The sequence below is a fragment of the Symbiopectobacterium sp. RP genome (assembly GCF_050472005.1).
Lineage (GTDB): Bacteria > Pseudomonadota > Gammaproteobacteria > Enterobacterales > Enterobacteriaceae > Symbiopectobacterium.
In genome coordinates, this window is record NZ_JBGOGS010000001.1 from 684,378 (window position 1) to 708,800 (window position 24,423).

The 24,423-nt window shown below is 45.6% G+C and carries 29 protein-coding genes and 2 pseudogenes; 7 read left to right on the forward strand and 24 right to left on the reverse strand.

Going from position 1 to position 24,423, the window contains the following annotated elements; genetic code table 11:
* Positions 1-56: 56 nt before the first annotated feature.
* From ACD630_RS04430 to ACD630_RS04525, 20 genes and pseudogenes are all read right to left on the reverse strand, one after another.
* Positions 57-1,175 (reverse strand): hypothetical protein, encoded by a 1,119-nt coding sequence (locus tag ACD630_RS04430; RefSeq protein ID WP_430358237.1) that lies wholly within the window; start codon positions 1,173-1,175, stop codon positions 57-59.
* Positions 1,176-1,186: 11 nt separating this feature from the next.
* Positions 1,187-3,151, reverse strand: a complete 1,965-nt coding sequence (gene sctE, locus ACD630_RS04435) for a type III secretion system translocon subunit SctE (protein WP_430358238.1) — start codon at positions 3,149-3,151, stop codon at positions 1,187-1,189.
* A gap of 19 nt (positions 3,152-3,170) precedes the next feature.
* The gene (locus tag ACD630_RS04440) at positions 3,171-3,689 is read right to left on the reverse strand and encodes a SycD/LcrH family type III secretion system chaperone (RefSeq protein WP_430358239.1); all 519 of its coding nucleotides are present in this window, start codon (positions 3,687-3,689) and stop codon (positions 3,171-3,173) included.
* Between the two features lie 100 nt (positions 3,690-3,789).
* Complete coding sequence (locus tag ACD630_RS04445) at positions 3,790-4,845, reverse strand: EscU/YscU/HrcU family type III secretion system export apparatus switch protein (RefSeq protein ID WP_430358240.1); 1,056 nt, start codon at positions 4,843-4,845, stop codon at positions 3,790-3,792.
* A 47-nt stretch (positions 4,846-4,892) separates the two neighbouring features.
* Positions 4,893-5,651: a type III secretion system export apparatus subunit SctT gene (gene sctT, locus ACD630_RS04450; RefSeq protein ID WP_430358241.1), complete on the reverse strand. Its 759-nt coding sequence runs from the start codon at positions 5,649-5,651 to the stop codon at positions 4,893-4,895.
* Positions 5,652-5,659: 8 nt separating this feature from the next.
* Entirely contained in the window at positions 5,660-5,914 is a 255-nt protein-coding gene (locus tag ACD630_RS04455; protein ID WP_264626929.1) for an EscS/YscS/HrcS family type III secretion system export apparatus protein, read from the reverse strand.
* Between the two features lie 15 nt (positions 5,915-5,929).
* A complete protein-coding gene (locus ACD630_RS04460; protein ID WP_430358242.1) occupies positions 5,930-6,595 on the reverse strand; it encodes an EscR/YscR/HrcR family type III secretion system export apparatus protein in 666 nt (221 codons plus the stop codon).
* Positions 6,579-7,526: a FliM/FliN family flagellar motor switch protein gene (locus tag ACD630_RS04465; RefSeq protein WP_430358243.1), complete on the reverse strand. Its 948-nt coding sequence runs from the start codon at positions 7,524-7,526 to the stop codon at positions 6,579-6,581. The genes ACD630_RS04460 and ACD630_RS04465 overlap by 17 nt, the downstream gene beginning before the upstream one ends.
* Entirely contained in the window at positions 7,523-8,488 is a 966-nt protein-coding gene (locus ACD630_RS04470) for a hypothetical protein (protein WP_430358244.1), read from the reverse strand. The genes ACD630_RS04465 and ACD630_RS04470 overlap by 4 nt, the downstream gene beginning before the upstream one ends.
* A complete protein-coding gene (locus ACD630_RS04475; RefSeq protein WP_430358245.1) occupies positions 8,476-8,922 on the reverse strand; it encodes a hypothetical protein in 447 nt (148 codons plus the stop codon). The genes ACD630_RS04470 and ACD630_RS04475 overlap by 13 nt, the downstream gene beginning before the upstream one ends.
* Positions 8,912-10,204 (reverse strand): type III secretion system ATPase SctN, encoded by a 1,293-nt coding sequence (gene sctN, locus ACD630_RS04480; protein WP_430358246.1) that lies wholly within the window; start codon positions 10,202-10,204, stop codon positions 8,912-8,914. The genes ACD630_RS04475 and sctN overlap by 11 nt, the downstream gene beginning before the upstream one ends.
* On the reverse strand, positions 10,204-10,605 hold the full coding sequence (spaK, locus tag ACD630_RS04485) for an SPI-1 type III secretion system chaperone SpaK (protein WP_430358247.1): 402 nt from the start codon (positions 10,603-10,605) through the stop codon (positions 10,204-10,206). Before spaK ends, sctN begins: the two co-directional genes overlap by 1 nt.
* 16 nt (positions 10,606-10,621) lie before the next feature.
* Positions 10,622-12,670: an EscV/YscV/HrcV family type III secretion system export apparatus protein gene (locus ACD630_RS04490; RefSeq protein WP_430358248.1), complete on the reverse strand. Its 2,049-nt coding sequence runs from the start codon at positions 12,668-12,670 to the stop codon at positions 10,622-10,624.
* Positions 12,671-12,706: 36 nt separating this feature from the next.
* Positions 12,707-13,837 (reverse strand): type III secretion system gatekeeper subunit SctW, encoded by a 1,131-nt coding sequence (gene sctW / locus ACD630_RS04495; RefSeq protein ID WP_430358249.1) that lies wholly within the window; start codon positions 13,835-13,837, stop codon positions 12,707-12,709.
* Positions 13,828-15,510 carry a type III secretion system outer membrane ring subunit SctC gene (gene sctC, locus ACD630_RS04500; protein ID WP_430358250.1) on the reverse strand — a complete coding sequence of 561 codons (1,683 nt, stop codon included), beginning with the start codon at positions 15,508-15,510 and terminating at the stop codon, positions 13,828-13,830. The genes sctW and sctC overlap by 10 nt, the downstream gene beginning before the upstream one ends.
* 6 nt (positions 15,511-15,516) lie before the next feature.
* Entirely contained in the window at positions 15,517-16,272 is a 756-nt protein-coding gene (locus ACD630_RS04505; RefSeq protein ID WP_430358251.1) for a helix-turn-helix domain-containing protein, read from the reverse strand.
* A 450-nt stretch (positions 16,273-16,722) separates the two neighbouring features.
* The gene (locus ACD630_RS04510; protein ID WP_430359890.1) at positions 16,723-16,977 is read right to left on the reverse strand and encodes a gamma-glutamylcyclotransferase family protein; all 255 of its coding nucleotides are present in this window, start codon (positions 16,975-16,977) and stop codon (positions 16,723-16,725) included.
* Positions 16,978-17,409: 432 nt separating this feature from the next.
* Positions 17,410-17,568: pseudogene (locus ACD630_RS04515) on the reverse strand (transposase); the annotation flags it as partial.
* Entirely contained in the window at positions 17,499-17,834 is a 336-nt protein-coding gene (locus tag ACD630_RS04520) for a transposase (protein WP_430359891.1), read from the reverse strand. The pseudogene ACD630_RS04515 and the gene ACD630_RS04520, both read right to left, overlap by 70 nt.
* Entirely contained in the window at positions 17,758-18,123 is a 366-nt protein-coding gene (locus ACD630_RS04525) for an IS630 transposase-related protein (RefSeq protein ID WP_430358252.1), read from the reverse strand. Before ACD630_RS04525 ends, ACD630_RS04520 begins: the two co-directional genes overlap by 77 nt.
* A 113-nt stretch (positions 18,124-18,236) precedes the next feature.
* Here ACD630_RS04525 and ACD630_RS04530 point away from each other — a divergent pair, with 113 nt between their 5' ends.
* The 4 genes from ACD630_RS04530 (at position 18,237) to ACD630_RS04545 (ending at position 19,281) form a co-directional block, all read left to right on the forward strand.
* The gene (locus ACD630_RS04530) at positions 18,237-18,386 is read left to right on the forward strand and encodes a hypothetical protein (RefSeq protein ID WP_430358253.1); all 150 of its coding nucleotides are present in this window, start codon (positions 18,237-18,239) and stop codon (positions 18,384-18,386) included.
* Between the two features lie 27 nt (positions 18,387-18,413).
* Complete coding sequence (locus ACD630_RS04535) at positions 18,414-18,569, forward strand: PAS domain-containing protein (RefSeq protein WP_430358254.1); 156 nt, start codon at positions 18,414-18,416, stop codon at positions 18,567-18,569.
* A gap of 33 nt (positions 18,570-18,602) precedes the next feature.
* Positions 18,603-18,968 (forward strand): PAS domain-containing protein, encoded by a 366-nt coding sequence (locus ACD630_RS04540; protein WP_430359892.1) that lies wholly within the window; start codon positions 18,603-18,605, stop codon positions 18,966-18,968.
* A 187-nt stretch (positions 18,969-19,155) separates the two neighbouring features.
* Complete coding sequence (locus tag ACD630_RS04545) at positions 19,156-19,281, forward strand: transposase (RefSeq protein WP_430358255.1); 126 nt, start codon at positions 19,156-19,158, stop codon at positions 19,279-19,281.
* Between the two features lie 221 nt (positions 19,282-19,502).
* Here ACD630_RS04545 and ACD630_RS04550 read toward each other — a convergent pair.
* From ACD630_RS04550 to modE, 4 genes and pseudogenes are all read right to left on the reverse strand, one after another.
* Positions 19,503-20,426, reverse strand: a pseudogene (locus tag ACD630_RS04550) (IS5 family transposase).
* Between the two features lie 64 nt (positions 20,427-20,490).
* Positions 20,491-20,619, reverse strand: a complete 129-nt coding sequence (locus tag ACD630_RS04555) for a hypothetical protein (RefSeq protein WP_430358256.1) — start codon at positions 20,617-20,619, stop codon at positions 20,491-20,493.
* A gap of 81 nt (positions 20,620-20,700) precedes the next feature.
* Positions 20,701-21,381 (reverse strand): IS630 family transposase, encoded by a 681-nt coding sequence (locus ACD630_RS04560; RefSeq protein WP_430358257.1) that lies wholly within the window; start codon positions 21,379-21,381, stop codon positions 20,701-20,703.
* 175 nt (positions 21,382-21,556) lie between these two features.
* Positions 21,557-22,348: a molybdenum-dependent transcriptional regulator gene (gene modE, locus ACD630_RS04565; protein ID WP_430358258.1), complete on the reverse strand. Its 792-nt coding sequence runs from the start codon at positions 22,346-22,348 to the stop codon at positions 21,557-21,559.
* A 237-nt stretch (positions 22,349-22,585) separates the two neighbouring features.
* Here modE and ACD630_RS04570 point away from each other — a divergent pair, with 237 nt between their 5' ends.
* From ACD630_RS04570 to modB, 3 genes are all read left to right on the forward strand, one after another.
* Positions 22,586-22,735, forward strand: a complete 150-nt coding sequence (locus ACD630_RS04570; RefSeq protein WP_430358259.1) for an AcrZ family multidrug efflux pump-associated protein — start codon at positions 22,586-22,588, stop codon at positions 22,733-22,735.
* 173 nt (positions 22,736-22,908) lie between these two features.
* Complete coding sequence (gene modA, locus ACD630_RS04575; RefSeq protein WP_430358260.1) at positions 22,909-23,685, forward strand: molybdate ABC transporter substrate-binding protein; 777 nt, start codon at positions 22,909-22,911, stop codon at positions 23,683-23,685.
* Positions 23,682-24,362, forward strand: coding sequence for a molybdate ABC transporter permease subunit (modB, locus tag ACD630_RS04580; protein WP_430358261.1), 681 nt, complete (start codon positions 23,682-23,684; stop codon positions 24,360-24,362). The genes modA and modB overlap by 4 nt, the downstream gene beginning before the upstream one ends.
* Positions 24,363-24,423: the final 61 nt, after the last annotated feature.

Here is a 24,423-nt window from a genome sequence, read left to right on the forward strand (position 1 = left end):
CTGAAAAAACCGCCTGTATCAACAGGCGGTTTTATATCATTATCAATGTTTAGCAATTACATTTTGGTGTTATTGGCAACAACACTGGCAGTATCGCTGATGTCTTTCGCAATACTTTTGAGCGTTTCCAACAATGCAGCCTTGAGCTTTTCAGCATCCTGGGCTCTTTCATCGTTTCGTTGACTCTCCTGCATAAAGACATCTTTATCAAATTGCCGTAATTGCTGTAGGCCATTCTGCTCAGCCTGACTCACTATCATCTGAGAGGAAGAAATGGTTCCCATTGCCGCCGCCCCGCCCTGTAACGCTTGCCCAACACCAATTTGTTGCTGTGAAGCGCTGAGGGTCGTTTGGAGTTGAAACTCTTGTTGCTGCGTCAGCAGGTGTTCACGATTGGGGGATTGCTTCAAGTGATTCATATCTGGCGACCACGTCGGATCGTTCATATCCTTCACACGTGAAAGCGTTGTTTGAGCATCGAGTTTATTCCCCAGACTCTTATGCTGAGTAACGCCGGCACCCTGAATCTCATACCCTTTAATAGCGTGGCTGTGCCCTTTGTGGGTCTTGATTCCACCAGCCAACGCCATACCACTTGTCACAATGCTACTGGTAAGATCCTTTTTAAGCTGCTCTCGAGCAGCCTGCATACTGTGTTCGACAGAGCTTTTAAGGCTTTTCTGGCTGGTTTCCAGCATGTTGGTTTTCATGCCTTGTTCAGCATGCTTGCTCAATAACGCGCTTTTCGCCAACTCAATTAACGGAGCAAAACGCATGCTGTTATAACCACCAAGAAAACTTGTCGTAGACATAATTTTCTCTGACCGGCTAGCTATCTCTTTCTCCGGAACTACAGACACTTTTTCATTCTGTGCAGGCACCAAAGCGCTACTTTGAGAATACAAAGAAATTTGTTTGCTTAACAAATTCGCATCCGTGTCAGAAACCGGCTTGGTGATATCAGGAATTTGAATATCAATACCAACAAGGTGGTTGGATGCGTGCTGTACTAATATCGTTCTATTTCGATTCAAGTCAGCGGTATCTAAAGGTTTGGAATTTGATTTCTCGATGAAACCGGTATTATCCATACCTTTACGATGCATCTCTTCAGGAAGAGCAGTCGCTCGCTGTTGGAACACGGTATTATTGGGGTTTGCAATAGATACTGCCATAACGCCTCCTATTAGGCTCTGATATTTCTTACAACACTCTTCCCAGTGTTGGCTTTACTACTTAACATGTCAGACAAAGTCATATTTACCGATTGAGATACTTTGGAATCCTCTTCATGATTAGCAAGAATTTTACTAATAAGATCGCGCAAAATGCTGACATCCATTGCAGCCAACTTAAAATCGGCAATAGCTTTTGTCGCCTGGAGCCTGATATTTGAAATATTAATACTCATTCCACTTTGAACAACAGGCATCGTCGTGTGAACGCCATTTTGCAACATTTCCAATCGTTTCAATGCAATGTTACCTAAGCGTTTCGCATCTTCAGGATCGTTTAATTTCAATACCTTCATGACATTGGCATTTACTTTATCTGAAATCATATCCAACTTTTTATTAATCTCTTTTGTAATTTTCCCAACCTGTTTTGTTACAGATTGCATGCTCCGACTTAATGCCGCACTCCCTTGTCTCATAGAGTTATTAATAAGTTGCGGCATAATTTTATTAATGACCTGCGTTATCGCCTGCTTGATTGACTGCATAATGGCAGAGGTCATTGCCTGAGACATTTTTTCTATCATGAATTTTGCTGCTGTTTTAGCCACTAAAGAAATAGCAACAATGGCAGCAATAGTCACTGCGGCAGTGACCACCATATGGATGGTATCCATCATGTTGGCACCCGTCGCTTTATCGATGGCATTTAGCAGCAATCCGAGTGGTGTTTTATCAAAAATCTGCGTGATAATATCGCCAAGAATATTCATGAGGGGCATAAAAACATGCTCCATGAGGGGATTCATCACCATTTCCGTTAATGACTTACCGGTAACAGCCGCAACAATGGGGTCAGCAACCATCAACGCGATACCGACAGCCATTAACGCCACACCACCACCACCAAATACGGTAGTAATTGCCCCTAACGCAATCGCTAGGCCGCCTAAAACTTTACCAATACAGCTGGCCATTTTTTGTGCTTCTTCCGCTTTACGAACCTGCTCTTCGTATTCATCAGATTTACGCTGCATTTCAGCCTGACGCGCTTTGGCTTGAATGCGGTTCAGTTCGAGATCGTTTTTTAGTTTTTCAGCAGACGCCTCTTCCATTTGCATAATAAACTCGCTGATCAGCTTGATCATGACAGCCGTTTTAGTCAGCGCTTTCTCTGATTGCACCACTGCGTTGCTGTATACGACACCACCTTTTGATGTCAAGTCCACATAGTTGTACTTTGTATTCATTTCTGCCGTACTGGCATTAATGTCATTCAGGACGATCTGCATAGCAGCAAGCTTTTTCTCCGCAATCGCGCGCGCATCGGACAACGTTGATTGAGCATGGCCTAGAGCTTTTTGCGCATCAGCAATCTCCTTTTTCGCTTGCGTTACGTCATGGTTATCTGCCAGTGATGGATCATCAGGATCGGTAACACCTAATTTTTCTAACAATTCATCCAGCGAGCTCTGCGCCTCATCAAGCTTACGTTGCGCTTGAGCCACATCATCTGTTGCACCGTCAACGCCCTTTTGCGCCTCGTTAAACTCAGCCTCGAGGCCATCGTAGGATTGGTGCAACGCATCCAGATGTGCTGACAGCTCACGAGCTTTATCCATGCGCGCTTCTGACTGGGTCAAAAAGATCTCTAGGGCATTGACACGTTGCGTCGCGTCCATCCCATTGGTGATCTCCTGATACTGCGCCATTAAAAACAACATTTGCGCTTTGCTAGTTAACGGTGCCGATTGGCGGATTGCGGGTGACTCGACGTTCTCTGAGGTTAAAGATGCCGTTTGTGCCGAGACATCGTCAGCAATCATTTCCCTGGCATGTTGTTGGGCCAATTGATCAATAGCCTTTCCCTTTACCTGAGAAATATGCGTCTTTGATGAAATTGCTTCGCTTACTTTTCCAGTATTGGATGGCAAATTCGCAAGATTTATTAGTTTACCTGTTTTGGAGACATCCATTTATTTAAGACCTATAAAATTAAACGGTTTCCTCAGAGGGCTTAGCGTTATTTAACGCTTCACTCTCTCCCATATTTTGACGAATCGTACTCATATACGATTTAGCTTTGGCAACTAAAGATGAATCCTCACAGCGTGAGCAAATAATATCAAAGCACTGTAATGCCTTAACAACATTCCCCATAAGCAGTTGACACTGTCCAGAATAAAAGACAGGGTTGAAATCATTCTCAGCCATGACATAGGCCAGTGAATAAAAATCACACGCCTTGCTATAATTTTTCTTTACCTGGTTAACGGCACCCAAACCAATAAAGTAGCTTGAATTTTTAAGATCATAGAGGCAAAGAAAATGGAACAAATTTTCCGCTTCATCTAACTGGCCATTTTTGTATGCCTGATAAGCATACGCATAGACATTTTCCATCATGTCATCAGTAATGCCATGAATCTCTTTTAATGTCGCCCCATGTTCCAATGTTGCGGTCATTAATAACGTTGCTTCCTGTTCGGTGATAACACCAGTGTTTTGTTCCATTTTCACTCTCCTCAGTAGGGTCACCGCTTACTGCTGATGACCGTTATTAAACCATGCGTTTATTTGATATTCACATAAAGAACGCTCATTCACCGTGCATTCACTGGGGCGAGGCATTCTCATTTTCCCAAGCACTTTCAACCTGTTGCAACCACACAAGGATACCGATGACATTATCCAGCTCCTCAATGCTGACAAAAGAGTATCGCTGATGGGTTTTAAATATTCGTCGTGCCAACTTAATATCTTCAACGACAGGAACGCCCACCTTCTCAGCATAAGCTCTGACGGCAAGTGCTCTCTGGTTTCTCTCGAGTACAGAGATAAATGGAATACCCACCACCTCCATATTGAGATAGATCCCAACCGCAATATGCGTTGGGTTAGCAATAATTACTGCTGATTTTTCAATGTCAGTTTTTATTTTTTCAGACAATAGCTCAGCATGCAGTTCTTTACGCTTAGATTTTATTTCCGGATCACCGTCCTGCTCTTTGAATTCTCGTTTAACCTCCTGCTTATCCATTTTGAGATCTCTTATATGAAGGAAGTACTCGGCAAGCGCATCTAATACAAATACCAATAGCGCGCAGGATAAACATAGATAGATTAATGCGCCAAAGAGTTTCCCCCACACCAGGAATATGTGTACGGGCTCAGCATTGAGCTGAGAAAAAACCATATGTTTGTGTTTATTCCAAAATACCATAGCGGCGACGATAAAACTCGTCAGGAAAAGTAAGGTTTTCACGACATCTTTTATTGTACGCAAACTAAATAATTTCTTGAAACCGTTAACAGGGTTTAAGGCATTAAAATTCAGTTTCAGCGCTTTACTGGCAAGCAAAAAACCGGTTTGCAATAGCGTTGGAAACACCGAGGCAGCAATACAAAGCAATAGGAAAGGCAAAAATAACTTTAGCCCTGTCCAAAACATCGCTTCAGCATAACCAAGCGCATCGTGAGTAAAACCATTTTCGATGACAAGTCGCCACATGGACATCAACTCAAAGACGCCAGAAAAATTAATCAGGTACTGCACGCCCAGCAATATCAGACAAGCAATGACCAAATCCTTACTCTTAAACGACTGACCTTTTTTCGCCGCGTCTTTTTTCTTTTTGTCAGTCGGCTTTTCCGTTTTACTTCCAGACATAAATTCCCTTTATACTTCAGGTTCACTCTGACGTGATAACCACGACATCACCAGCCAAGTAGATCGACGGGATAAAGGCGCAAATCCATAATGCGGTCGGGCAACATGGGAGTGAAATAGAGCAGTAACAACAAGAATCCAATAATGCTCTTAACCGTCAATGCCAGCGAAAAGGCATTCAACTGCTGGGCAAACCGTGCCAGCAATCCTAAAAAAAGTTCAGACAACAAAAAAATAATAATCAAAGGGCTCGCAAGAATAACGCCATTCTTTACCACCAACGTAAGGAACCCGAGAACGGTACGGTAGGCCGGTACATCCAATTGATAAGGTTGCCATAATTGATAACTTTTCTCGAAAACCTCCAGCATTAACAGTAGCCCACCGCTTTGCAGCACAATGACGGCAGCAAAAAGGTTGAAAAAGTTAGCCAGTTCTGAAGTATCCACGCCTGAAAGTGGATCAATGCTACTACTCAGAGTGGCACCACGCTGATTATCGATAAAACTCCCCATCGCGTGCATAACCCAACACGGTAAACACAGAAAACCAGCGATGATCAGACCAACAGCTAACTCCTTACCAATTAAAATTAAAAACCAGATGTTATCGTACCCAGCTATCGCTTCTCCCGTATGCGGCCACAACACACTGCCCGTAAGCAAGGCAACGGGTAACCTGATAGCGCCAGTCAACGTATTATTGTTGAAAAAGGGCAACAATATAAACGCTGGCATCAAGCGAGCAGATACCATAGCCATTTCATAAAGCCAGGTGTGAAGGTCGAAAAAAATTCCAGTAAACATATTGCTTATCACGCAAGTGCTATTCTTATTACTTCACGAGCATAATTAAGCATAATATCGCCATACCACCCGGAAATAAGAAACAGACACAACGCTACGCTCAATAATTTGACGCCAAAAGGCAATGTCTGTTCTTGAAGTTGAGTTACTGTCTGGAATAAACCCACCAACAGTCCCACTATTGTGGCTACGGCAATAGGTAATGCCGACATTGTCAAAATCAGGTAAAGCGCTTTATTGCCTGCGAACGCTATTTCATCCATGATGACTCTCCACGGCTATAACGCCAGTTCCAGGTATTGTGTTACCAACTCTTTGGACAATAGCGTCCATCCGTCTAACACAACAAAGAGTACCAATTTAATGGGTACTGAAATGGTTACGGGACTCATCATCATCATACCGAGCGCCAGCAAAATACTGGATACCAGCAAATCGATAACAACGAATGGCAGGTAAAGATAGAAACCTATCTTGAACGCACTCTTTATCTCGCTTAAGGCATAAGCGGGTAATAATGCCAAGATAGAAGTACGCTCTTCTTCCTGCACTTCACTATCGGAATTATCTCCACGTTGAAGGTGAGCCCGCTCAAAAAACTGAGCCAATTCAGCATCAGAATATCTCTCAAGATAATCCCGATAACTATCCAGTCCATTCTCAACAAAATGTAATACCGATTGACTGTCTCTTGTATCGACATTGGCTTGCTGAAATTGCTCATAGCCATTTTTCACCACTGGCAACATGACAAAAAAAGATAAAATCAACGCTACGCCATTCAATGTCATATTTGAAGGAACTTGCTGAAGTCCCAATGCATTGCGTACCATCACAAACACAATGGAAAATTTTATATAACAGGTTCCACATGCGATTAAAAAAGGAAGAAGCGTCGAAAATGCCAGTATCGCAATCAGAGAAATATCATTGCCGTGAGACATCACCAGCCTCTTGATAAATATCTTTTATTTCAATACCTAAACGATCCTCAATCCACACCAACTCACCTTTGGCAACCGGCACACCATTAGCAATAATGGATATATTCTGTTCTGCATCAGGATGACATGGAATAACCTGACCTTGATAAAAGGATTCCAATTCCGCAACAGTGAGGGTGCTTTGTTGCAATACTGCACTGAGCTTTACTTTAATCTCGTCACGCGATCGTACTGGAGTAACAACAACTTCATTGATATGCTCTGACACAGATAATTCATTTTCACTTTCTGACATTGCCGTAACGTCCGTTTCATCAAACATAAATCCCTCCTCAATTTTGATAAAGCGCCCCAAAACATGGTTTGATGAGGCAACCGTACATTCTTCATGATTTACCAGTATCACATCACCACGCTGAACGCGTTTGAGCAAAGCCGTAGAGATATGGCTGTAGCCAATTTGAAACTGGATGGATAAAGGCAGATCGTCTGCCTTCAAATGGCGGATGCCCTCGTCCAACGTGGGGTGGGAAGGAAAGGTATGCAGCCATACGCGCCCTTGCGATGTCATGCAGGCGTAAGCCTGCGGTGGAACAGATGATGTTTCCACCCGACCTTTGCTTTCCAAACGTTGATATGCGAGGTCTTGCGGCAACCCATCAATAGGCCGAACACAATTGATGAACAGGGTCTCCAGCTGATCTGGCGACCACGATGCACTCGACAATGCAGCGCTTTGAGGCACTCGGTGGCAAAACCAGCTCTCCAGATCGATAATCCCCTCCCATCCCGTATCCGCAATAAAATGCAGCAGGTGATTGCCTGGCACCAAGCGCTGGCATACGTCAACGCCTTGGTTTTGCCAGGTTTTCACTCTGCGGTGCTCGGAGAGTTCGCGCTTTGAATAGCCGCGTAGGTGTTGACCAATCACACATTTTCCTCATCGGCAAATGTGTTGTGCTCTTTCTTTGGCTGCTCATCTTCCTCAGAAAACACCCATTCCGGATCGCCTTGCCCCTGCCCCTCATAATCCGCTAAGCGTTGATGAACCAACGGATCAGAAACCTGCAACACATGTGGTGCCTTGGCGTGTGCGCTTATCAGCACATTGACCTGATGCCCATCTCCCCAATCCGAAAAGCGGTACAGCAATTGGTTCTCAGACGCCGTTTCATTTAAGGCGGCATTACCGATGTTTCTGAGTATTGCCTCAGAGGGAAGTGGCTGTCGGCCCCCCCCTGCGAACGCGTTATCCGCACCACGTGCCGGCGTCTCCCCCGAAAACGAGCGGTGCTGCGCATCACTAGGCAGTGGAATGACAGAGGGTGAGTTCTCACTTTCAGCCTTGGGGCCAGGCATTTCTGAAGGAATGCTCGCAGAGGGCAAAACAGCCGTATCTGCTACCTGACTGACTATCGCGTGGGAAAGTGGTGTATCACGACGCTCCTGAAGTGCAATGGCAGCAGACTGACCATGCAACCCACCTACTATCGCCCCCCCCCTACACACACTGGAAGAAAAGATTGATAAATCAAGGTGTTGGGATGTTTTACTCCTTGGTACACCCTTACCGAACGCTACCTCAGTCGCGCTGATATTTACGGTCTTGCCCACCTCGGTGCGCGTTTCTGACTGCGTGGACAGCGTAACTTTTCCTCGCCCGCTTTCTCTCCATTTGCCTAAGCTGGCATGCAGTTCCGGTAGTGCGACGGATAGCGAGGCGTGAGAAAGCGCTACAGGGGGTAAGCCACCTTCCTCGTGTCCTTTCTTCACCTGTTTTACTTTTTGCTTTATGGCATTTAAAACAATGTGTTCTAAACTTTGTGTCGCATTCTCCCCCATGCTGGGGTTACTGCCAGAAAAAATGGCTTTCACTCCATTTAACGTCGCCATGATATTCTTTCCTCTATCTCGTTATCTTCAATTTTGGCATCTCTGATACACTTATTTTTTCGAACCTGGTGTTGGAGCGATTCATACTTCTTTATCTTTCTATCGAGCAACTTTCTTTTTTCGAATATCGCCAGACGCTCTTGTTCACACTTTTCCTGTTCGAGAATTTTTTGAGATTTTTGAACTTTGATGTCCGCCAATTTCTTCTTGAGTGCACCCTGTCGCCGTTGTATCGCGAAGATTTTAGCTTTATTGGTTTCGCCTCCGGGATACAAACTTCGGCTGAGCATCTCAATAGCTGAAATCTCTTTTTCGAAGCTGTCTATCTGGGTAATTAATGTGTTGTGCTCATTTTTTTTTCTATTGAGCAGAACATCATTACGCTGAATTTTTAAGGCAACATGCCCAACCAACGTTTTCATTTCACGAAGCATGACGTTTCATCTCATCGGTTATCGTATTGAAATCGGCGTGTTCATCGACACGTTGCTTTAACCAGGCAAACAAACGATCGCGCTTATTCATCGCACGGTCGTTCTCTTCATTCTCGCCCGGTTGATATTCCCCCAGATCGACAAAGAGTTGCAGCTCATCAATTTTTGCTAAAACGCGACGTAGTTCGCCCGCGTAGTGAAGATGTTCACTGTCACAAACCTGGTTAGCAACGCGGCTAACACTGTTCAGCACATCAATCGCCGGATAGTGATTTTTGGCCGCCAATTTACGACTCAGGTAGATATGACCATCGAGAATTGAGCGAATTTCTTCCGCGATGGGCTCCGGCTCATCATCACTTTCCAAAAGAATGGTGTAATAGGCCGTGATACTTCCCGTTTGGGTGACGCCTGGGCGTTCCAATAGCTTGGGCAGGGCATCAAATACCGAGGCAGGATAACCGCGTCGCGCCGGTGACTCCCCCGTTGCCAACGCCACATCGCGTAGCGCCCTGGCATAACGCGTAATCGAATCTAGGAAGAGCACGACATTCATGCCTGCATCACGAAAATATTCAGCAACAGTGGTTGCGACCTGCGCAGCATTGCACCGATTCAACGATGAATAATCTGAAGTCGCGTAAACCAAAATACACTGACTCTGACGGTCGGACTGACGCAATGCTTCAATGAATTCCGTCACTTCACGCCCACGCTCACCGACAAGCGCAATCACCAAAACATCGGCCTGTGATTGCTCGATAAGCATATGCATCAAGGTCGTTTTCCCACACCCTGCCGATGCAAAAATGCCCATGCGCTGACCCACGCCGCAAGTAATCAGCCCATCAATAGCTCGGATTCCGGTCAAAAATGGCTGCCGGATACCCACTCGCTCCTGGTACAGTGGTGGCGGCGCATCTATGGTGCGGCGCTGCCAGGCAAACCCTCGCTCCTCTCCTGCTAATCGCTCCACAACTTCACCAAACGGGTTCAGCACACAACCCAGCAGGTCGTGACTCAGTACTACCGACAGCCCTGTTCCTGTAGGACAAATTACCGCCTCTCGCGACAAACCTTGCGCATTACCTATCAAACTCAGCAGTGTCGTATCGCCATGAAACCCCAATACCTGAGCGCGGGCCAGGATCTCTGGCTGGCTCCAGCCTTGGCGAACTTCGCAGACTTCCCCGACAGTCACACCGGGCAATCGCGCTTCAATTATGGAGCCAGACAGGCGCAAAGGATGTGCTTGTTGACGTAAGAGCTGTCGGTTCGCCATTAGCGAATCACTCCCAAAAAAGCTTCTTGCAATTGGAAAAATTCGTCCATTGCCTCTGCAAAGCGAGCACCATCAGTCAGATAGTCACGATGTACCAACCCTTTTAATTCGATGGTGTCGTTGTTAACGGCAATCTGTAATTGCCCAGTCATCGCAAAATGGCACCCTTCCATAATTTTTTCCTGGATTTGGGCTGATTTATGCTGCAATAACCCGGGTGTATTTTCACTGAGCTGTGACCAGATCCATATCTGCCCATCAACATTGCTAATTAACAAGCTGGGATAATTTTCAAAATCGAGCGCAATGGTTGAATGGCCATCAAAATCACTCAGAATGGATTCATCCACCCCACTGTGCAGCAGCGCATCACGAACCAATTTTACAATATCAATATACATTTCAGTTCTTCCTTAATTAAATGGTTTTCACTACATTGATTGATACCGTATCGGTTATTTCACCGAACGATATAACTTCAAGATCTTTAAAGCGTGACTCGAGAAAACGCTTTAAGAAACGGCGTATATCCACCGAGGAGAGCACAACTAAATCTTTACAAGACATCGCGACACTCTCCATGGCCAGTGCAAACCGATCAATCAACTCATCTGCCACAGCAGGTTCAAGATGAAGGAACACACCCGTTGAGGTATTTCTAATACTCTGACGAATATGGTCTTCAAACTCTGCGGATAACATAATCACGCGAAGCGAATTTCCCACAGAAAATTTATGGCAAATATAACGTGAGAGTGCACCACGAACATGTTCCACTAAAGAAATAACCTCTTTTTCACGCGGTGCCCATTGGGCAAGGGCTTCCATAATTAACCGCATATTACGTACTGAAATACGTTCACTCAAAAGGCGCTGTAATACTTCAGAAATTCGCTGAATAGTGGCATGGCGCATAACTTCTTTCATCAGGTCAGGATATTTCTCTTCCATTTTATCGAGAATATGCTTTGTTTCCTGAACGCCGAAATACTCATTAACATGACGAATCAACACGGCGGCCAAGGTGTAATACATTTCATCAATACCACTACGCAGCTGATACCCTAATGCAGCGACAGATTCTCGCTGTTCTTCTGCAATCCATTGCATGTTATCAATGGTAGACACCGGTATCCCAAGGTGTAGCAGTTCGTCAGAACCGTTAACAACGCGGTATTCATTGAATTTTATTTGAAAACGCTCTGCGCTAATTTCATTGATTAACACAGAGACTGTTTCAGGCTCTATGTGCTCGGACGCTCTCACCGTTATTTCCGGCAGGTTTATCCCATATTCAATAAAGAATTGGCTGCGAAAGCGTTCACTAATATTCGCTTTTCCCAGCATCTGTTCATCGCTTTTGTGAACGACAAGAATCAAAGGCACCGTTTCTGCTGAAACATTATTCAGATTGTTAATGATACCCAGTGAGCTTTCCGCTTCGGCCAATACATCCCCTTCATAAGGTTGATGTGACGTTGCCCCCTCAAGAGCGGCCTGTGCCTTCTTGTTTTTCCAACGTTGATAACCGTAAAGTCCGGCGAGCAGCAATGCCAAAATCATAAATACAGAAAAGGGGAATCCTGGCAGGCTGCCGATGCCCAAGGCAATAATCGCCGCAATCACCAGTACTGAGGGGTTGGTGAACAACTGATCAACAATGGTGCGCCCTATGTTGTCGCCATCACCGTTGACACGCGTCACAATGAAACCCGCGCCAATGGCGATCAACAGCGCCGGGATTTGAGCAACCAGACCATCACCTATCGTCAACATCGTATAGGTAGAGAGCGCGGTTGACATATCCATGCCATTAATGGATACCCCGACGCAGATGCCACCAATGAAGTTGATGAAGATGACGATGATTCCGGCAATCGCATCGCCCTTGATAAACTTCATCGCACCATCAAACGAGCCATAGAGTTGGCTTTCACGCTCGACCACACTGCGCCGAGACATGGCATCTTCAGCGTCAATGGAGCCCGCGCGCAAATCCGCATCAATGCTCATTTGCTTTCCTGGCATGCCATCCAGAGAGAAACGAGCTGCTACTTCAGCGACGCGTTCGGCACCTTTGGTTATCACCATAAATTGCACAATGGTGACTATTGCAAAAATCACAAACCCAACGACTAGGCTTTCCCCAATAACGAATTCACCGAACGTGGAAATGATGTCACCCGCATCTGCATCCTTTAATATCAAGCGACTTGTACTCACGGATAGCGCTAATCGAAACAGTGTCGTAATCAGCAACACAGAGGGAAATGTTGAAAAGCTCAGTATCTTATCAATATAAAACGATGCTAAAAAAACCAGAATGGACAAAACAATGTTTAACCCAATCAAGAAATCGACCAAATAGGTTGGAAGAGGAATAACCAACATAGAAATGATCACAACAATCAATATAAGAATAAAGAGTTCCGGATGGTTCCTTACCCGATTTAAAAAGTCAATCATCCTATCAACCTATTTTATTCAACTTATGTATAGAAATCACTGTGCGGTTTTCCGCTGTTCAATTCGTTCGTGGCATAATGCTGTATTGAGTCTTTCTTCAAAATACATCAATAATTTTATTCTTTCTTCCTCTGAAAAAAAAACTTCATGAGGTAATTTTTTGCAATAGTAGTAAATCATTTGTAAAACTACCGCTCGATTTTTATGTTCCGCAAAACGTAAATGGTGACCTACTGTTTGCGAAAGCAACATATCCACATCATCGGAGTGTTCGATCATGCCTAAGAGCAATAGCAGCCAAGTCTCTTCTTTTTTATCAACATCACGAATAAGGGGGTTCTTGAGTAACCCCTGCACAAACAAAATATCACTCGATCGAATGCGCTTAATTTGCTTTATTCTTTCCTGAAGAAAGAAAAACTCCGAGTGACTACAGCTGGGATCAGCCGCATCAATATCTGCCAACAGCGCATCTTCCATAAACGTGGTCAGGATCCCGCGATTTTCAACGCCATAGGTCGATATCCACGTTTGGTACTGCATCAGGTCCGTATCATCATTGGCTAAAAAGCTTCGATAGCTCTCACGCAGTAATGTGGGAGTCATCTTGAGCGTCGAGCCTAATAACCGAGCCTTTAACGCAACATTAATTCCGGCTTTTAAGCGCTTGGGATCTGCTTCTTTTTCAACTTGGGACAGCAGCGCTTTGAGACGTTTCCGGCGTATCTCATCCAGATTTCGCCGATACAACAACTCGCGTAAAACCATCACCAGATCGCTCTCATCTGGAAACAATGCGCGCGCCTGTTGTAAAAAACTCGTAATAGCCGCCCCTTCTTTCCCATTCAGGGCTTGAATCAGCTTGCTTACTTTCGGCTGAGCATCATCATCTAACACGCGCTCAAAGCTGCTTTCTTCCATTGAGCTTGATTTCTTTTCATATTCCCTGCGCTGGCGAAAGAGTCCCGCTACTGCAGACATATCATCCGCAGCGTTATACAACTTCTGTGCTCTGGCTGCGGGAGAAAGATCTTCCATATCCTGCATTTTATCGCCAGATGAAACATTATTCTGTTCAGCAGAAACGTTTTTTTCTGCATTCTGCTTCTCTCGTCGAGCCATCTTAAGCTGGAGAGAAGAGCTACCAGACCCAACGCTTATCGCCATTTTTGGCTGTCCAAATAATTGGTCATCCAGTTTTGCAATTGATCGTTACCTAGATCTTTGCGTATATCGTTAATCATAGTGTGTGCATCCGGTGATAATGGTGCATCAATCTCTCTTGGCTGAATGAGGAATACCCGAACCATGCTTGATTCTTGGTCGCGAGAATATTGGAACAGTTTGCCAAGCAGGGGAATGTCACCTAATAAAGGAATTTTCCCTTCCACGGTGCTTCTTTCATCATGGGTATACCCACCAATCAACAAGCTTTTTCCTTTCGGTACGCGGGCGATGGTGCTGATATTAGTTCTGCCGACTTCAGGTAACGTGGAATCGTCAGTTTTTGTTGTATCAAACTGGTTACCGTCTTCAACGTTCAGCATCATTTCAATTTCCCCGTTCGCGGTAAAACGAGGAAGTACACTGACCAAGGTACCGTAGGTGACGTTTTCTAACTGGGCTGTGCGCTCACCCACTAGGCTGGCATAGAAGGTTCGGCTGTTGTCAAAAATGGCCGGAATATTTTCCTGGGTCAGCAGCATGGGGCGGGAAACAATGTTGGCTTTTTTCTTTTCACTCAATGCCAATGCCGTAACCATAAAGCTGGCACCATCAATGGTGCTCGTGCCGCCGTTAAGCGAAATACCCAGATTGCCTCCGACATTAAGATTGCCGCTCCACTGAACGCCAAGATTGTCGAAAGCTTCTTTTTGTAAATCCACAATCCAAACGGAAAGTTCAATATGCCGCTTGGCGATATCCAAGGTTTTCGCCAGATTACGAATATATTCAACCTGCTCAGGGCTTCCTCGCACCAGAAGGCTATTGGTTCCCGGCTCTGCAATAACACTCACTTCACTGCCGTCGCGTGCAATATTCGCTGCCGCCATCGCATCTTCATGCGCATAGCTGTCAAGCAAATCCTGCGGCAGATCGGAGGTATCCAGCTCGGTTTTGACCGGTTTACGCGGCACCACCTGCATACTTCTCCCTGCCGTAGGTCCGGTACTGATAATTTTATTTATCACCGTCGAAATTCCAGGAATGACGATTTTTTCATCGCGATATTTAAAGGAGCGGTCTTCAACAAAAGTGTTGTGTAGTTGAATCACGGCAATGCTCTCTCGTCCGTCGAAGGTATCATTTTTTTGATCGAGATATTTCGCCGTGCTCGTGATCAGGTCGACATAGATTGGTGGGCCAGACACATAAAAAGTGGAATTGCGATTATCAGAACGCAGAGGAAAGCGAGGATCGTGCAAACCAGAATTCTTCAAAAAGCTTTCAACCGCGCTGAATGAAGTATTACGCAAAACGATAACTGCATTACGCATTTCCGTTGCGTCATAGACATAAATCGCCTGGCCATCACTATACCAAATCAGTCCAAGCTGCTCGGATACCGATACCAGCACATCCTGCGGACTGCTCAGATCAAACTCACCGGTGACTTTTTTACGTGCCGCCAGCTTACTTAAAATCACGGGTTTCCTCATGGAAGCAGAGATAGCATCAAAAATGCCATTCACACTCTCCTGCCGGGCCATATATCCGCTTCCCTGTCGAGAAGATTGATTATTCTCATTTACTGTTTCTGCAAATGCCTGTATTGGCATTAGTACAAACAGCAATATGGCTATTGATGCCCGTATTTTTTTCGAAAAATCTGTACCCATCTTACGTTAACTCGCTTGCAATAATTTCTTCAAATTCCTTGGAGAAACACCAATCACTTCTTTCACCTCATTGGAGAAATGAGAAAGTGATGCATATCCATGATTCATTGCGATAGTCGTTAAATTATTATCGCCATTAATCAATTCAAACAGTGCTTGCCCCAGACGCCAATCACGTAGCGCAGATTTTGCCGTATTGCCCAATGCGCGCCGCGATAAACGTCGAAAATGAGAAACCGAGAGCCCATAACGAGCACAGAGCGTCTGCAAACGCTGGGTGGAATTACTTCGATAAGAATCAAAAAGAAACTCAACTAGGGCATACCATTCAGATTGTCTCAATACATTGGAAAAACACGCCATGCCTTCCGTTCCCAACAACGTCTGATGCAGCAGCCAATATTCCAGCTCCTTTTGCTCAGGCTCGTTGCCAAGTGTCGTTGGCATGCTTGCCAGCAGCGATCGTGGACAGTGAATACTTTCTTTATTCATTGATTTATCGATAAACACTTGCAGTTTTGCCAGCAACGTAAAATCAAGAAATAAACAATCTACTTCACCGCGCTCAACGGTAACTGTGGCCGGTGCGATAGCAAGCAAACGTCGCTGTTTAGCAGGGATTGTGCATTCCGCCGTATTTGCTTTGTCGCGAAAGCGAAGGTAACATTCTTTCCCGTTGTTCTGTGCCAGTAATAAAGCATACTGAGAGAACTGATATTCCTCGCCAACATTAAGCTGACGGTATTGCCCCATATCTTCCATTGATTAGCTCTTTTGCATCCAAACGTTCTATGCAGTATAAAGTCTCGCCAATGGCATTCCTGATGAGATAATAATGGCTGGCCTTCCTGCTTCCGGCACCGCCATCAAATTATAAGAGGGAATAGCTTTTTTTATATTTTATTTCATAAAGATAATTAAAGTTAAATGAACATAATCCGAATCAACATTGATAGGATTAAAAATAATGGCAGTGGACGCGGTGTACGTAAAAAGCGCTTTTTTTATAGCAGGCCCACCATCATACGTGGAAAGTCAGTACTCACGCCGCTGTATTAGCGAACTTCGGGTACCACCATGTAGATGAAAGAGGGCTTTGTTGAATAAACATATTTTATGCTGCACCCCCGGTGAAACGACAGATCCTCGCAACGCAAAATCATGCAGTTAGGCCTCATAAGAAAACTGTAAACCTGAGGTGACAAGCATTTTCTACCAAAACTGGCTGGAAAAACAGCATGACTCACTATTATTCAACAAAGCCATGAAAGAGGTGACGATCTCTCCCTCTTTTGTCGTGACGTCTACCGGCACCCTGGCATACTCCTCACCTTCAAATTCATCAAGCGCATCCCAATGCTCTGCTAGGCGCGCAGAGTAGAACAGATATCCCTCAACGCGGTTTCCGGTGCTATCGAGAACGATCCCCGGATACCCCATACCGGCCCCCCACCCTGCATCAAGCAGCGAACCGGATACGGAACCCTACACCCAAGAACCGCCAATCGATTCCAATAGATGCGCATTTTCACACCCTAGCATCAGCGTACCATATACAAAGAGACTGTCCATACCACTCCTGTCCTGTTAACAATGATGTATCCTGCTCCGATAGTGAGGAGCGTCGCATGACGTTTAACATAACGCAGCAAGGGGATCATTATCAATATTGCCGATGAGCGAACACGCACGCCCTCAAAACAGTCTATTGACCTAGAGGCAAGGTTATCTCTGTAATATTTCTAAATCCATTTCATCAATACCAGATATAGCAAAGCGACTTAATTTTGATTACACCATATGGACTGAGAACAAAATCTCTGTATCGCAACCACTCTCTCTTTTTTTGCTTTTTGCTTGTGCCCATTTATGCTCAATGGGGTTAAGATCTGGCGAATATGTAGGCAAATACTCCACCATATACCCTGCCTCGATGATGACTTGTTGAATATTATGTTTTTTGTGAAAAGTTGCATTGTCCATCACGATTACCCTGTTTTTAGGGAGTACTGGGATAAGGACTTGTGTGACCCAGGAATAGAAAACATCGCTGTTAATATTGGTATCAAATAATCCGATAGCAAACAGCGTTGTCCTAATAAAGCGCCGATAACATTTGTTCTTCCCTTGGCTCCCCCGTTCTTCAGGCCAAAACACCGTTGACCTTTTGGGGAATAGCCGTGAGTCCGTGGGGTATCGTGTGGAAAACCACTTTCATCAATAAAAACAATAGGTTTGCCTTCTTTTTCATACTGTTGTATTTTTTGTTGAAATGCTTGCCGGGCGCTTTCGTCGGCTTTTGGATGACGTAGAGTTTTTTTTATAGGTCAATCCCAGCTTTTTAAGAGCTTGCCAAATGGCCTTCTGACAAACGCCAAAACGCTCTGCACGTTCTTTTTGGTAAGCATCTGGATATGGTTCAACATCTTTTATCAACTCGGATTTATCGCTCTTTCGCTGACGCGTGGTCGATGCTTTTGACGCTATTTGATTAATCCAACGCGATACAGAGGCAGGGCCAATCCGAAATTGCTTCGCTGTTTCTCGGATACTCAACCCTTCTTCTTCCCGTGTAGATATCACTTTACGTCTAAAATCAATTGAATAGCTCATTTAAATAATGCAATCAAAATTAAGTCGTTTAGCTATACTTTCTCCTCAGCGTAACGTGTATTCTTATTCTATTGCGCCAATTGCCTGCATACATTTTGGACGTACCAATAATAATGAAAAATGATGAAGAAAAACCATTGGGCTTCGACGAGGTCGATGTAAACCATCTGTTTGAATTGCTCCATCACAACTCTGATTGGGTATGGGAAGTCGACGCTCAGGGTCGTTATATAGCCAAGCGACATTATTTTGATAACAATTAGCTGTATTTTTTTCCACATATCAGGGCATTGGCTGTAATCATTTTTAAGTCGGTTTGCTATACTTGGGCCTCTGAGGTGGTCACCGAACTACTGGGATTTACCCCGCAAGAAGTGATAGGCAAAACACCGTTTGATTTTATGCCGTTGGGTGAAGCAGAACGGGTTGGGCAAACGTTCGGTTAAATTGTTGCGGCCAAAAGACCTTTCTCAGGCTTGGTGAATCGCAATCAACGGGCTGATGAACTAATTGTGGTTCTGGAAACCAACGGCATTCCTTTGTTTGGTCCCGACGGTGAGTTACGCGGTTATCGCGGCGTTGATCGCAATATATCAACGCTCGGTGAACGGGTTTTGCAGCTGGAAACCATCTATGACACCACGCCCGTTGCACTCTGCATGATCGATCGCGCGGGTCGCCTTGTGATGTCCAACAAGGCCATGATGCGTTTGCTGAATCACAGCGACGAACCTGCGTCAGAACTCCATGTATCCACCATGATGCCCGATTGTTGGTCCCAATTTGAAACCGATTTCACGCTGGCCGACAAAGGGTGGGATATCCCTAGCCGTGAGGTTACCTAGCTCGATCGCTGCTATTATAGAAAAGCGACATTATTTTGATAACAATTAGCTGTATTTTTTTGCCACATATCAGGGCATTGGCTTTAATCATTTTTAAGTCGTTTAGCTATAAGGATGGAGAACAGATTCACGAAGCATCAGAGCAGAACGTAGCCTGATCGCCATACACCAGATTTGCTAATAACTCATGGACAATGCAACTTTTCACAAAAAACATAATATTCAACAAGTCATCATCGAGGCAGGGTATATGGTGGAGTATTTGCCTACATATTCGCCAGATCTTAACCCAATTGAGGGCTTTGTTGAATAAATGGCTTTGTTGAATAAACATATTTTATGCTGCACCCCCGGTGAAACGACAGATCCTCGCAACGCAAAATCATGCAGTTAGGCCTCATAAGAAAACTGTAAACCTGAGGTGGCAAGCATTTTATACCAAAACTGGCTGGAAAAATAGCATGACTCACTATTATTCAACAAAGCCTGAATAAATCAGAACTTGTAACGACTGTGCCCCATACGGGTCGATTGTTACGTGATGCGAATACTGTTCGGCATTCCTAATAGCGTGATCAGGTTAAGCGCTTTGACCATGGCCATGGCTTCACCCACCTGACCATCGTAGTCTCTCAGACTTAGATGACCACCCAGAAGCCTTTTGAACCGGAACATGGCCGTTTCAGCCACTGAGCGCCGGTGATAGCCCACTTTCTTTTTCCAGATATCGTTACTACCGCTAATGCGCTGATTTGCAACAGCGGGGTTACGCTCGTGGTAGCGATCTTGCCAATATTGCGCCCCCCTTCGTGGCGGGATAAGCGGCCTTATTTTCTTCCTCAGCAGAGCATCATAGCAGTAAACTGTATCCTAAGCGCCGTCAGCCGATGCCTCTCTGATTTTCCGGTGGGTCTGGTTTATCAGCGCCGGTAGAGCTTGGGCATCAGTCGTACCACTGAGCGACAAATCCGCACAGATAATCTCATGCGTCACACTGTCTACTGCCAGGTGCAGCTTACGCCATACCCTGCGTCTGTCGGCACCATGCTGCCGGACTTTCCATTCGCCTTCGCCAAAGACCTTCAGGCCGGTTCCATCAATGAGCAGATGTGAGATTTCACCACGGGTTGGCGTTTTTATGCTGATGTTCACTGTCTTTGCTCGCTTGCTGAGCAGCGAATAGTCTGGACAATGGAGCGACAATTTAATCAGTTTAAAAATCGAGTCACCAAAGCCCTGTAAAGCCCTCAATGAAAGGCCAAACACGCGTTTCATCATCAGGACTGTGGTGATGGTCATATCTGAGTAGTGGAGCGGTCGTCCACGCCGTTCAGTAGTGTTTTTTTCCGTCCATGCAGCAATGGCTGATTCATCTAGCCATACGGTTAGAGAAGCGCGCTGCTTGAGGGGCTTGTTATAAGAGGGCCAGTTTGTGATTTTAAAATTTTGTTTTGCCATGGAGACCTGATTTTGAAACAACTGTGTTGATCTGCTCCGATGATTACCCAAAAGTTCTATTTATTCAACAAAGCCCCATATACCCTGCATCGATGATGACTTGTTGAATATTATGTTTTTTGGGCTTTGTTGAATAAATAGATTTTATGCTGGCAGCCCAGCGAAACGACGGATCCTCGCAACGTAAAATCATGCAGTTAGGCCTCATGAGAAAAGTGTACACCTGAGATGTACAAGCATTTTCAACCAAAACTGGCATGGAAAAACAGCATGATTACCTATTATTCAACAAAGCCTGTTTTTTGTGAAAAGTTGCATTGTCCATCACGATTACACTGTTTTTAGGGAGTACTGGGATAAGAACTTGTGTGACCCAGGAATAGAAAACATCGCTGTTAATATTGATATCAAATAATCCGATAGCAAACAGCGTCGTGCCTAATAACGCGCCGATAACATTTGTTCTTTCCTTGGCTCCCCAGTTCTTCAGGCCAAAACACCGTTGACCTTTTGGGGAATAGCCGTGAGTCCGTGGGGTATCGTGTGAAAAACCACTTTCATCAATAAAAACAATAGGTTTACCTTCTTTTTCATACTGTTGTATTTTTTGTTGAAATGCTTGCCAGGCGCTTTCGTCGGCTTTCGGATGACGTAGAGTTTTTTTATAGGTCAATCCCAGCTTTTTAAGAGCTTGCCAAATGGCCTTCTGACAAACGCCAAAACGCTCTGCACGTTCTTTTTGGTAAGCATCTGGATATGGTTCAACATCTTTTATCAACTCAGATTTACCGATCTTTCGCTGACGCGTGGTTGATGCTTTTGACGCTATTTGATTAATCCAACGCGATACAGAGGCAGGGCCAATCCGAAATTGCTTCGCTGTTTCTCGGATACTCAACCCTTCTTCTTCCCGTGTAGATATCACTTTACGTCTAAAATCAATTGAATAGCTCATTTAAATAATGTAATCAAAATTAAGTCGCTTGGCTATATGCGAAAAACACCTTGCAAAATTTGCAACGACGACATTCTTTATCTCTTTTTCAGCAAGTAATACTCTCAGAAATAAAGGGCATTGCCGTCATTGTCAAGCCGTTCCTATGGCGATTCCTGTCACGGGAGTTCAGCGATCAGCACAAGGTCGCGACAATCGCACGATCGGCATTAAAGCAGGCTGTCACCGCCATTCCCACGCGCAGTTTTTGCTGTGTAACCTGCTCGTTTGGCACCGTGGCGCAGAGTGTCTCGCCGCTTGCCAGTGCGATCAGCACTTCGCTGCTATCCTGTCCCACTTCCAGCGATGACACTGTGCCAGTCAGCTCATTATCGGATTGCGTCCGGGTTGCTACGGCATCGTATACCGCAATCCAGGGCGCTTTAATCAACACCAGCACTTCTTTACCTTCATTGAGCCCCAATCGCCCGGCGCTCTGTTGGGTCAGTAATACATTCACCGCCGTCTTTCCATCGGCCAGCAGTACGCTCAGATGCTGCTGAACCGCGTCCCGACTGCGGGCTTGCACCGTGCCAAAGAATTGGTTGCGGGCGCTGGTTTGCAGTGAAAAACGCGCGATGGCGGCCAGCAGGCTGTCCAGCGGCAAATTATCATCTTGCAGAACGTCAAACGCCTTTTGCTGTATTTGTGCTAGCAAATCATAGAGCTGAATCAATCGTTCACCATAACGCGTCAGCGTGGCCCCACCGCCACCTTTACCGCCAGTCATGCGCTCTACAATGGTCTGCTCTGCCAGTTGATTCATTTCGTTGATGGCATCCCAAGCGCTTTTGTAGCTGATACCTGCGAGTTTGGCACCTTGGCTGATGGAACCAGTGTGACGAATCTGTTTGATCAGTTCAATGCGTCGTGGGTTGGCAAAAAGACGTTGTTGTAATTTGAGTGTCAGAAGGATTTCAGCTTGCATGGTCACGGTCCAGGGAGATTAAAAAAGACAAAACCGAGCGTGCGTGACGTTCGGTACAGCGCTATTGTCGCGCGTTTGGGCGGTGCGGGCAAACCGCACAAATGGTCGCATTAATTCTTACAGTTACGGTACACTATTCACCATCACCCGTAATGATTTTTCGTTGCGGTACGTTGAGATTCGCGATGAATGTCGCGTGTATTGAGAAACGGACCGTTAGCGATAAGTGAGGTAAGCATGTTGGATTTGCTCAAAAGCCTGCTGTTTGCAGTTGCCATGCTGCCTGTGATGATGGCGATCATCCTCGGTGCTATCTACGGTTTAGGCGAAGTATTTAATGTCTTTTCCCGTATTGGCCATGCCGATGAACGCGTTGTAAGAAAGTAACCCCACTAGGTTTTCTCTTTTCTGATGCCCGGTCGATTTGACCGGGCATTATTTTTTTGTATGTACTCTCTTCGGATTATGCGAGCAAAAGCGCATGACATTGCTGGATTTATCGTTATATTATTTCCAATACAACGATAACGTCCTGATGCAATTACTCTTGGGAGAGACCGATGAAACAGCAATGGATGAAATGGGGTGTCGCACTAACCCTGAGCGCAACCTTGGCGATGCCAGCCTTCGCGGCAGAACAGAAAATCACCGTGTTTGCCGCCGCTTCGCTGACCAATGCGTTGCAGGAAATTGCCGCACAATATAAGAAAGAGAAAAACGTCGATATTGTTTCCTCTTTTGCCTCCTCTTCAACGCTGGCTCGCCAGATTGAGCAAGGTGCGCCTGCGGATCTGTTTATTTCTGCCGACCAGCAGTGGATGGATTACGCTCAGGATAAAAAACTGACGGATACCGCGACACGCTACACCTTGCTGAGTAACGCGCTGGTGGTGATTGCACCGAAATCCAACGATGTGAAGCATTTTGCCATCACGGATAAAACCGACTGGAAGGGTCTGTTGAAAGGGGGCCATCTGGCGGTTGGCGATCCGGACCATGTGCCTGCCGGGATCTATGCCAAAGAAGCGCTGCAAAATCTGAAAGCCTGGGACGAACTCTCTCCGGTGATGGCACGCGCTAACGACGTGCGTTCCGCCATGGCGCTGGTAGAACGTGAAGAAGCGCCTCTGGGGATTGTGTACGGTTCCGATGCAGTCGCCAGCAACAAGGTGAAAGTGGTCAGCATTTTCCCGAAAGAGAGCCACAAGCCGGTCGAATATCCGATGGCTATCATCAAAGATCATAACAACGCGACGGTGACCGGTTTTTACGAATACCTGAAAACGCCTGCCGCTGCGGATGTGTTCAAACGCTATGGTTTCACGCCGCGCGGATGATGCTCACTGATTACGAATGGCAAGCCATTGAACTTAGTCTTAAAGTTTCCATCACCGCTGTAATATTCAGCCTGCCGCTAGGGATCCTGGAGGCATGGGTGTTGGTACGCTGCCGTTTTCCTGGAAAGTCGCTGTTAGACAGCATTATCCATTTGCCGCTGGTGTTGCCACCGGTGGTGATTGGCTATTTGTTGCTGATTGGGATGGGCAGAAAAGGCATTATCGGCCAATGGCTTTATGAATGGTTCGGCCTCAGCTTCAGTTTCAGCTGGCGTGGTGCCGCACTCGCTTCCGCTGTGATCGCATTTCCTCTGATGGTGCGCGCAATTCGTCTGGCGCTGGAGGCGGTGGATACGCGGTTGGAACTGGCCGCCAGAACGCTGGGTGCTAACCCTTGGCGTGTCTTCTTCACCATCACGTTGCCTCTTTCATTTCCCGGCATTGTGGCAGGCACCGTATTGGCGTTTGCTCGCTCGCTGGGTGAGTTTGGTGCAACCATTACGTTTGTGTCCAATATTCCGGGGGAAACGCGTACCATCCCGTCGGCGATGTACACATTGATTCAAACACCCGGTGCAGAAGCTGACGCGGCGCGCCTGTGTGTGATTGCCATTCTGCTCTCAATGGCGTCGTTGCTGCTCTCTGAGTGGTTAACCCGCTGGGGTCGCTATAGCTAAGCGACATTATTTTGATAACAATTAGCTGTATTTTTTTGCCATATATCAGGGCATTGGCTGT

What these genes read in the sequence shown, in the direction of transcription:
- ACD630_RS04430 (WP_430358237.1), bottom strand. Translation starts at nt 1,175, where the DNA reads ATGGCAGTATCTATTGCAAACCCCAATAATACCGTGTTCCAACAGCGA.
- sctE (WP_430358238.1), bottom strand. Translation starts at nt 3,151, where the DNA reads ATGGATGTCTCCAAAACAGGTAAACTAATAAATCTTGCGAATTTGCCA.
- ACD630_RS04440 (WP_430358239.1), bottom strand. Translation starts at nt 3,689, where the DNA reads ATGGAACAAAACACTGGTGTTATCACCGAACAGGAAGCAACGTTATTA.
- ACD630_RS04445 (WP_430358240.1), bottom strand. Translation starts at nt 4,845, where the DNA reads ATGTCTGGAAGTAAAACGGAAAAGCCGACTGACAAAAAGAAAAAAGAC.
- sctT (WP_430358241.1), bottom strand. Translation starts at nt 5,651, where the DNA reads ATGTTTACTGGAATTTTTTTCGACCTTCACACCTGGCTTTATGAAATG.
- ACD630_RS04455 (WP_264626929.1), bottom strand. Translation starts at nt 5,914, where the DNA reads ATGGATGAAATAGCGTTCGCAGGCAATAAAGCGCTTTACCTGATTTTG.
- ACD630_RS04460 (WP_430358242.1), bottom strand. Translation starts at nt 6,595, where the DNA reads ATGTCTCACGGCAATGATATTTCTCTGATTGCGATACTGGCATTTTCG.
- ACD630_RS04470 (WP_430358244.1), bottom strand. Translation starts at nt 8,488, where the DNA reads ATGGCGACGTTAAATGGAGTGAAAGCCATTTTTTCTGGCAGTAACCCC.
- ACD630_RS04475 (WP_430358245.1), bottom strand. Translation starts at nt 8,922, where the DNA reads ATGCTTCGTGAAATGAAAACGTTGGTTGGGCATGTTGCCTTAAAAATT.
- sctN (WP_430358246.1), bottom strand. Translation starts at nt 10,204, where the DNA reads ATGGCGAACCGACAGCTCTTACGTCAACAAGCACATCCTTTGCGCCTG.
- spaK (WP_430358247.1), bottom strand. Translation starts at nt 10,605, where the DNA reads ATGTATATTGATATTGTAAAATTGGTTCGTGATGCGCTGCTGCACAGT.
- ACD630_RS04490 (WP_430358248.1), bottom strand. Translation starts at nt 12,670, where the DNA reads ATGATTGACTTTTTAAATCGGGTAAGGAACCATCCGGAACTCTTTATT.
- sctW (WP_430358249.1), bottom strand. Translation starts at nt 13,837, where the DNA reads ATGGCGATAAGCGTTGGGTCTGGTAGCTCTTCTCTCCAGCTTAAGATG.
- sctC (WP_430358250.1), bottom strand. Translation starts at nt 15,510, where the DNA reads ATGGGTACAGATTTTTCGAAAAAAATACGGGCATCAATAGCCATATTG.
- ACD630_RS04505 (WP_430358251.1), bottom strand. Translation starts at nt 16,272, where the DNA reads ATGGAAGATATGGGGCAATACCGTCAGCTTAATGTTGGCGAGGAATAT.
- ACD630_RS04525 (WP_430358252.1), bottom strand. Translation starts at nt 18,123, where the DNA reads ATGAGCTATTCAATTGATTTTAGACGTAAAGTGATATCTACACGGGAA.
- ACD630_RS04530 (WP_430358253.1), top strand. Translation starts at nt 18,237, where the DNA reads ATGAAAAATGATGAAGAAAAACCATTGGGCTTCGACGAGGTCGATGTA.
- ACD630_RS04545 (WP_430358255.1), top strand. Translation starts at nt 19,156, where the DNA reads ATGGACAATGCAACTTTTCACAAAAAACATAATATTCAACAAGTCATC.
- ACD630_RS04555 (WP_430358256.1), bottom strand. Translation starts at nt 20,619, where the DNA reads ATGATTTTACGTTGCGAGGATCCGTCGTTTCGCTGGGCTGCCAGCATA.
- ACD630_RS04560 (WP_430358257.1), bottom strand. Translation starts at nt 21,381, where the DNA reads ATGAGCTATTCAATTGATTTTAGACGTAAAGTGATATCTACACGGGAA.
- modE (WP_430358258.1), bottom strand. Translation starts at nt 22,348, where the DNA reads ATGCAAGCTGAAATCCTTCTGACACTCAAATTACAACAACGTCTTTTT.
- ACD630_RS04570 (WP_430358259.1), top strand. Translation starts at nt 22,586, where the DNA reads ATGTTGGATTTGCTCAAAAGCCTGCTGTTTGCAGTTGCCATGCTGCCT.
- modA (WP_430358260.1), top strand. Translation starts at nt 22,909, where the DNA reads ATGAAACAGCAATGGATGAAATGGGGTGTCGCACTAACCCTGAGCGCA.
- modB (WP_430358261.1), top strand. Translation starts at nt 23,682, where the DNA reads ATGATGCTCACTGATTACGAATGGCAAGCCATTGAACTTAGTCTTAAA.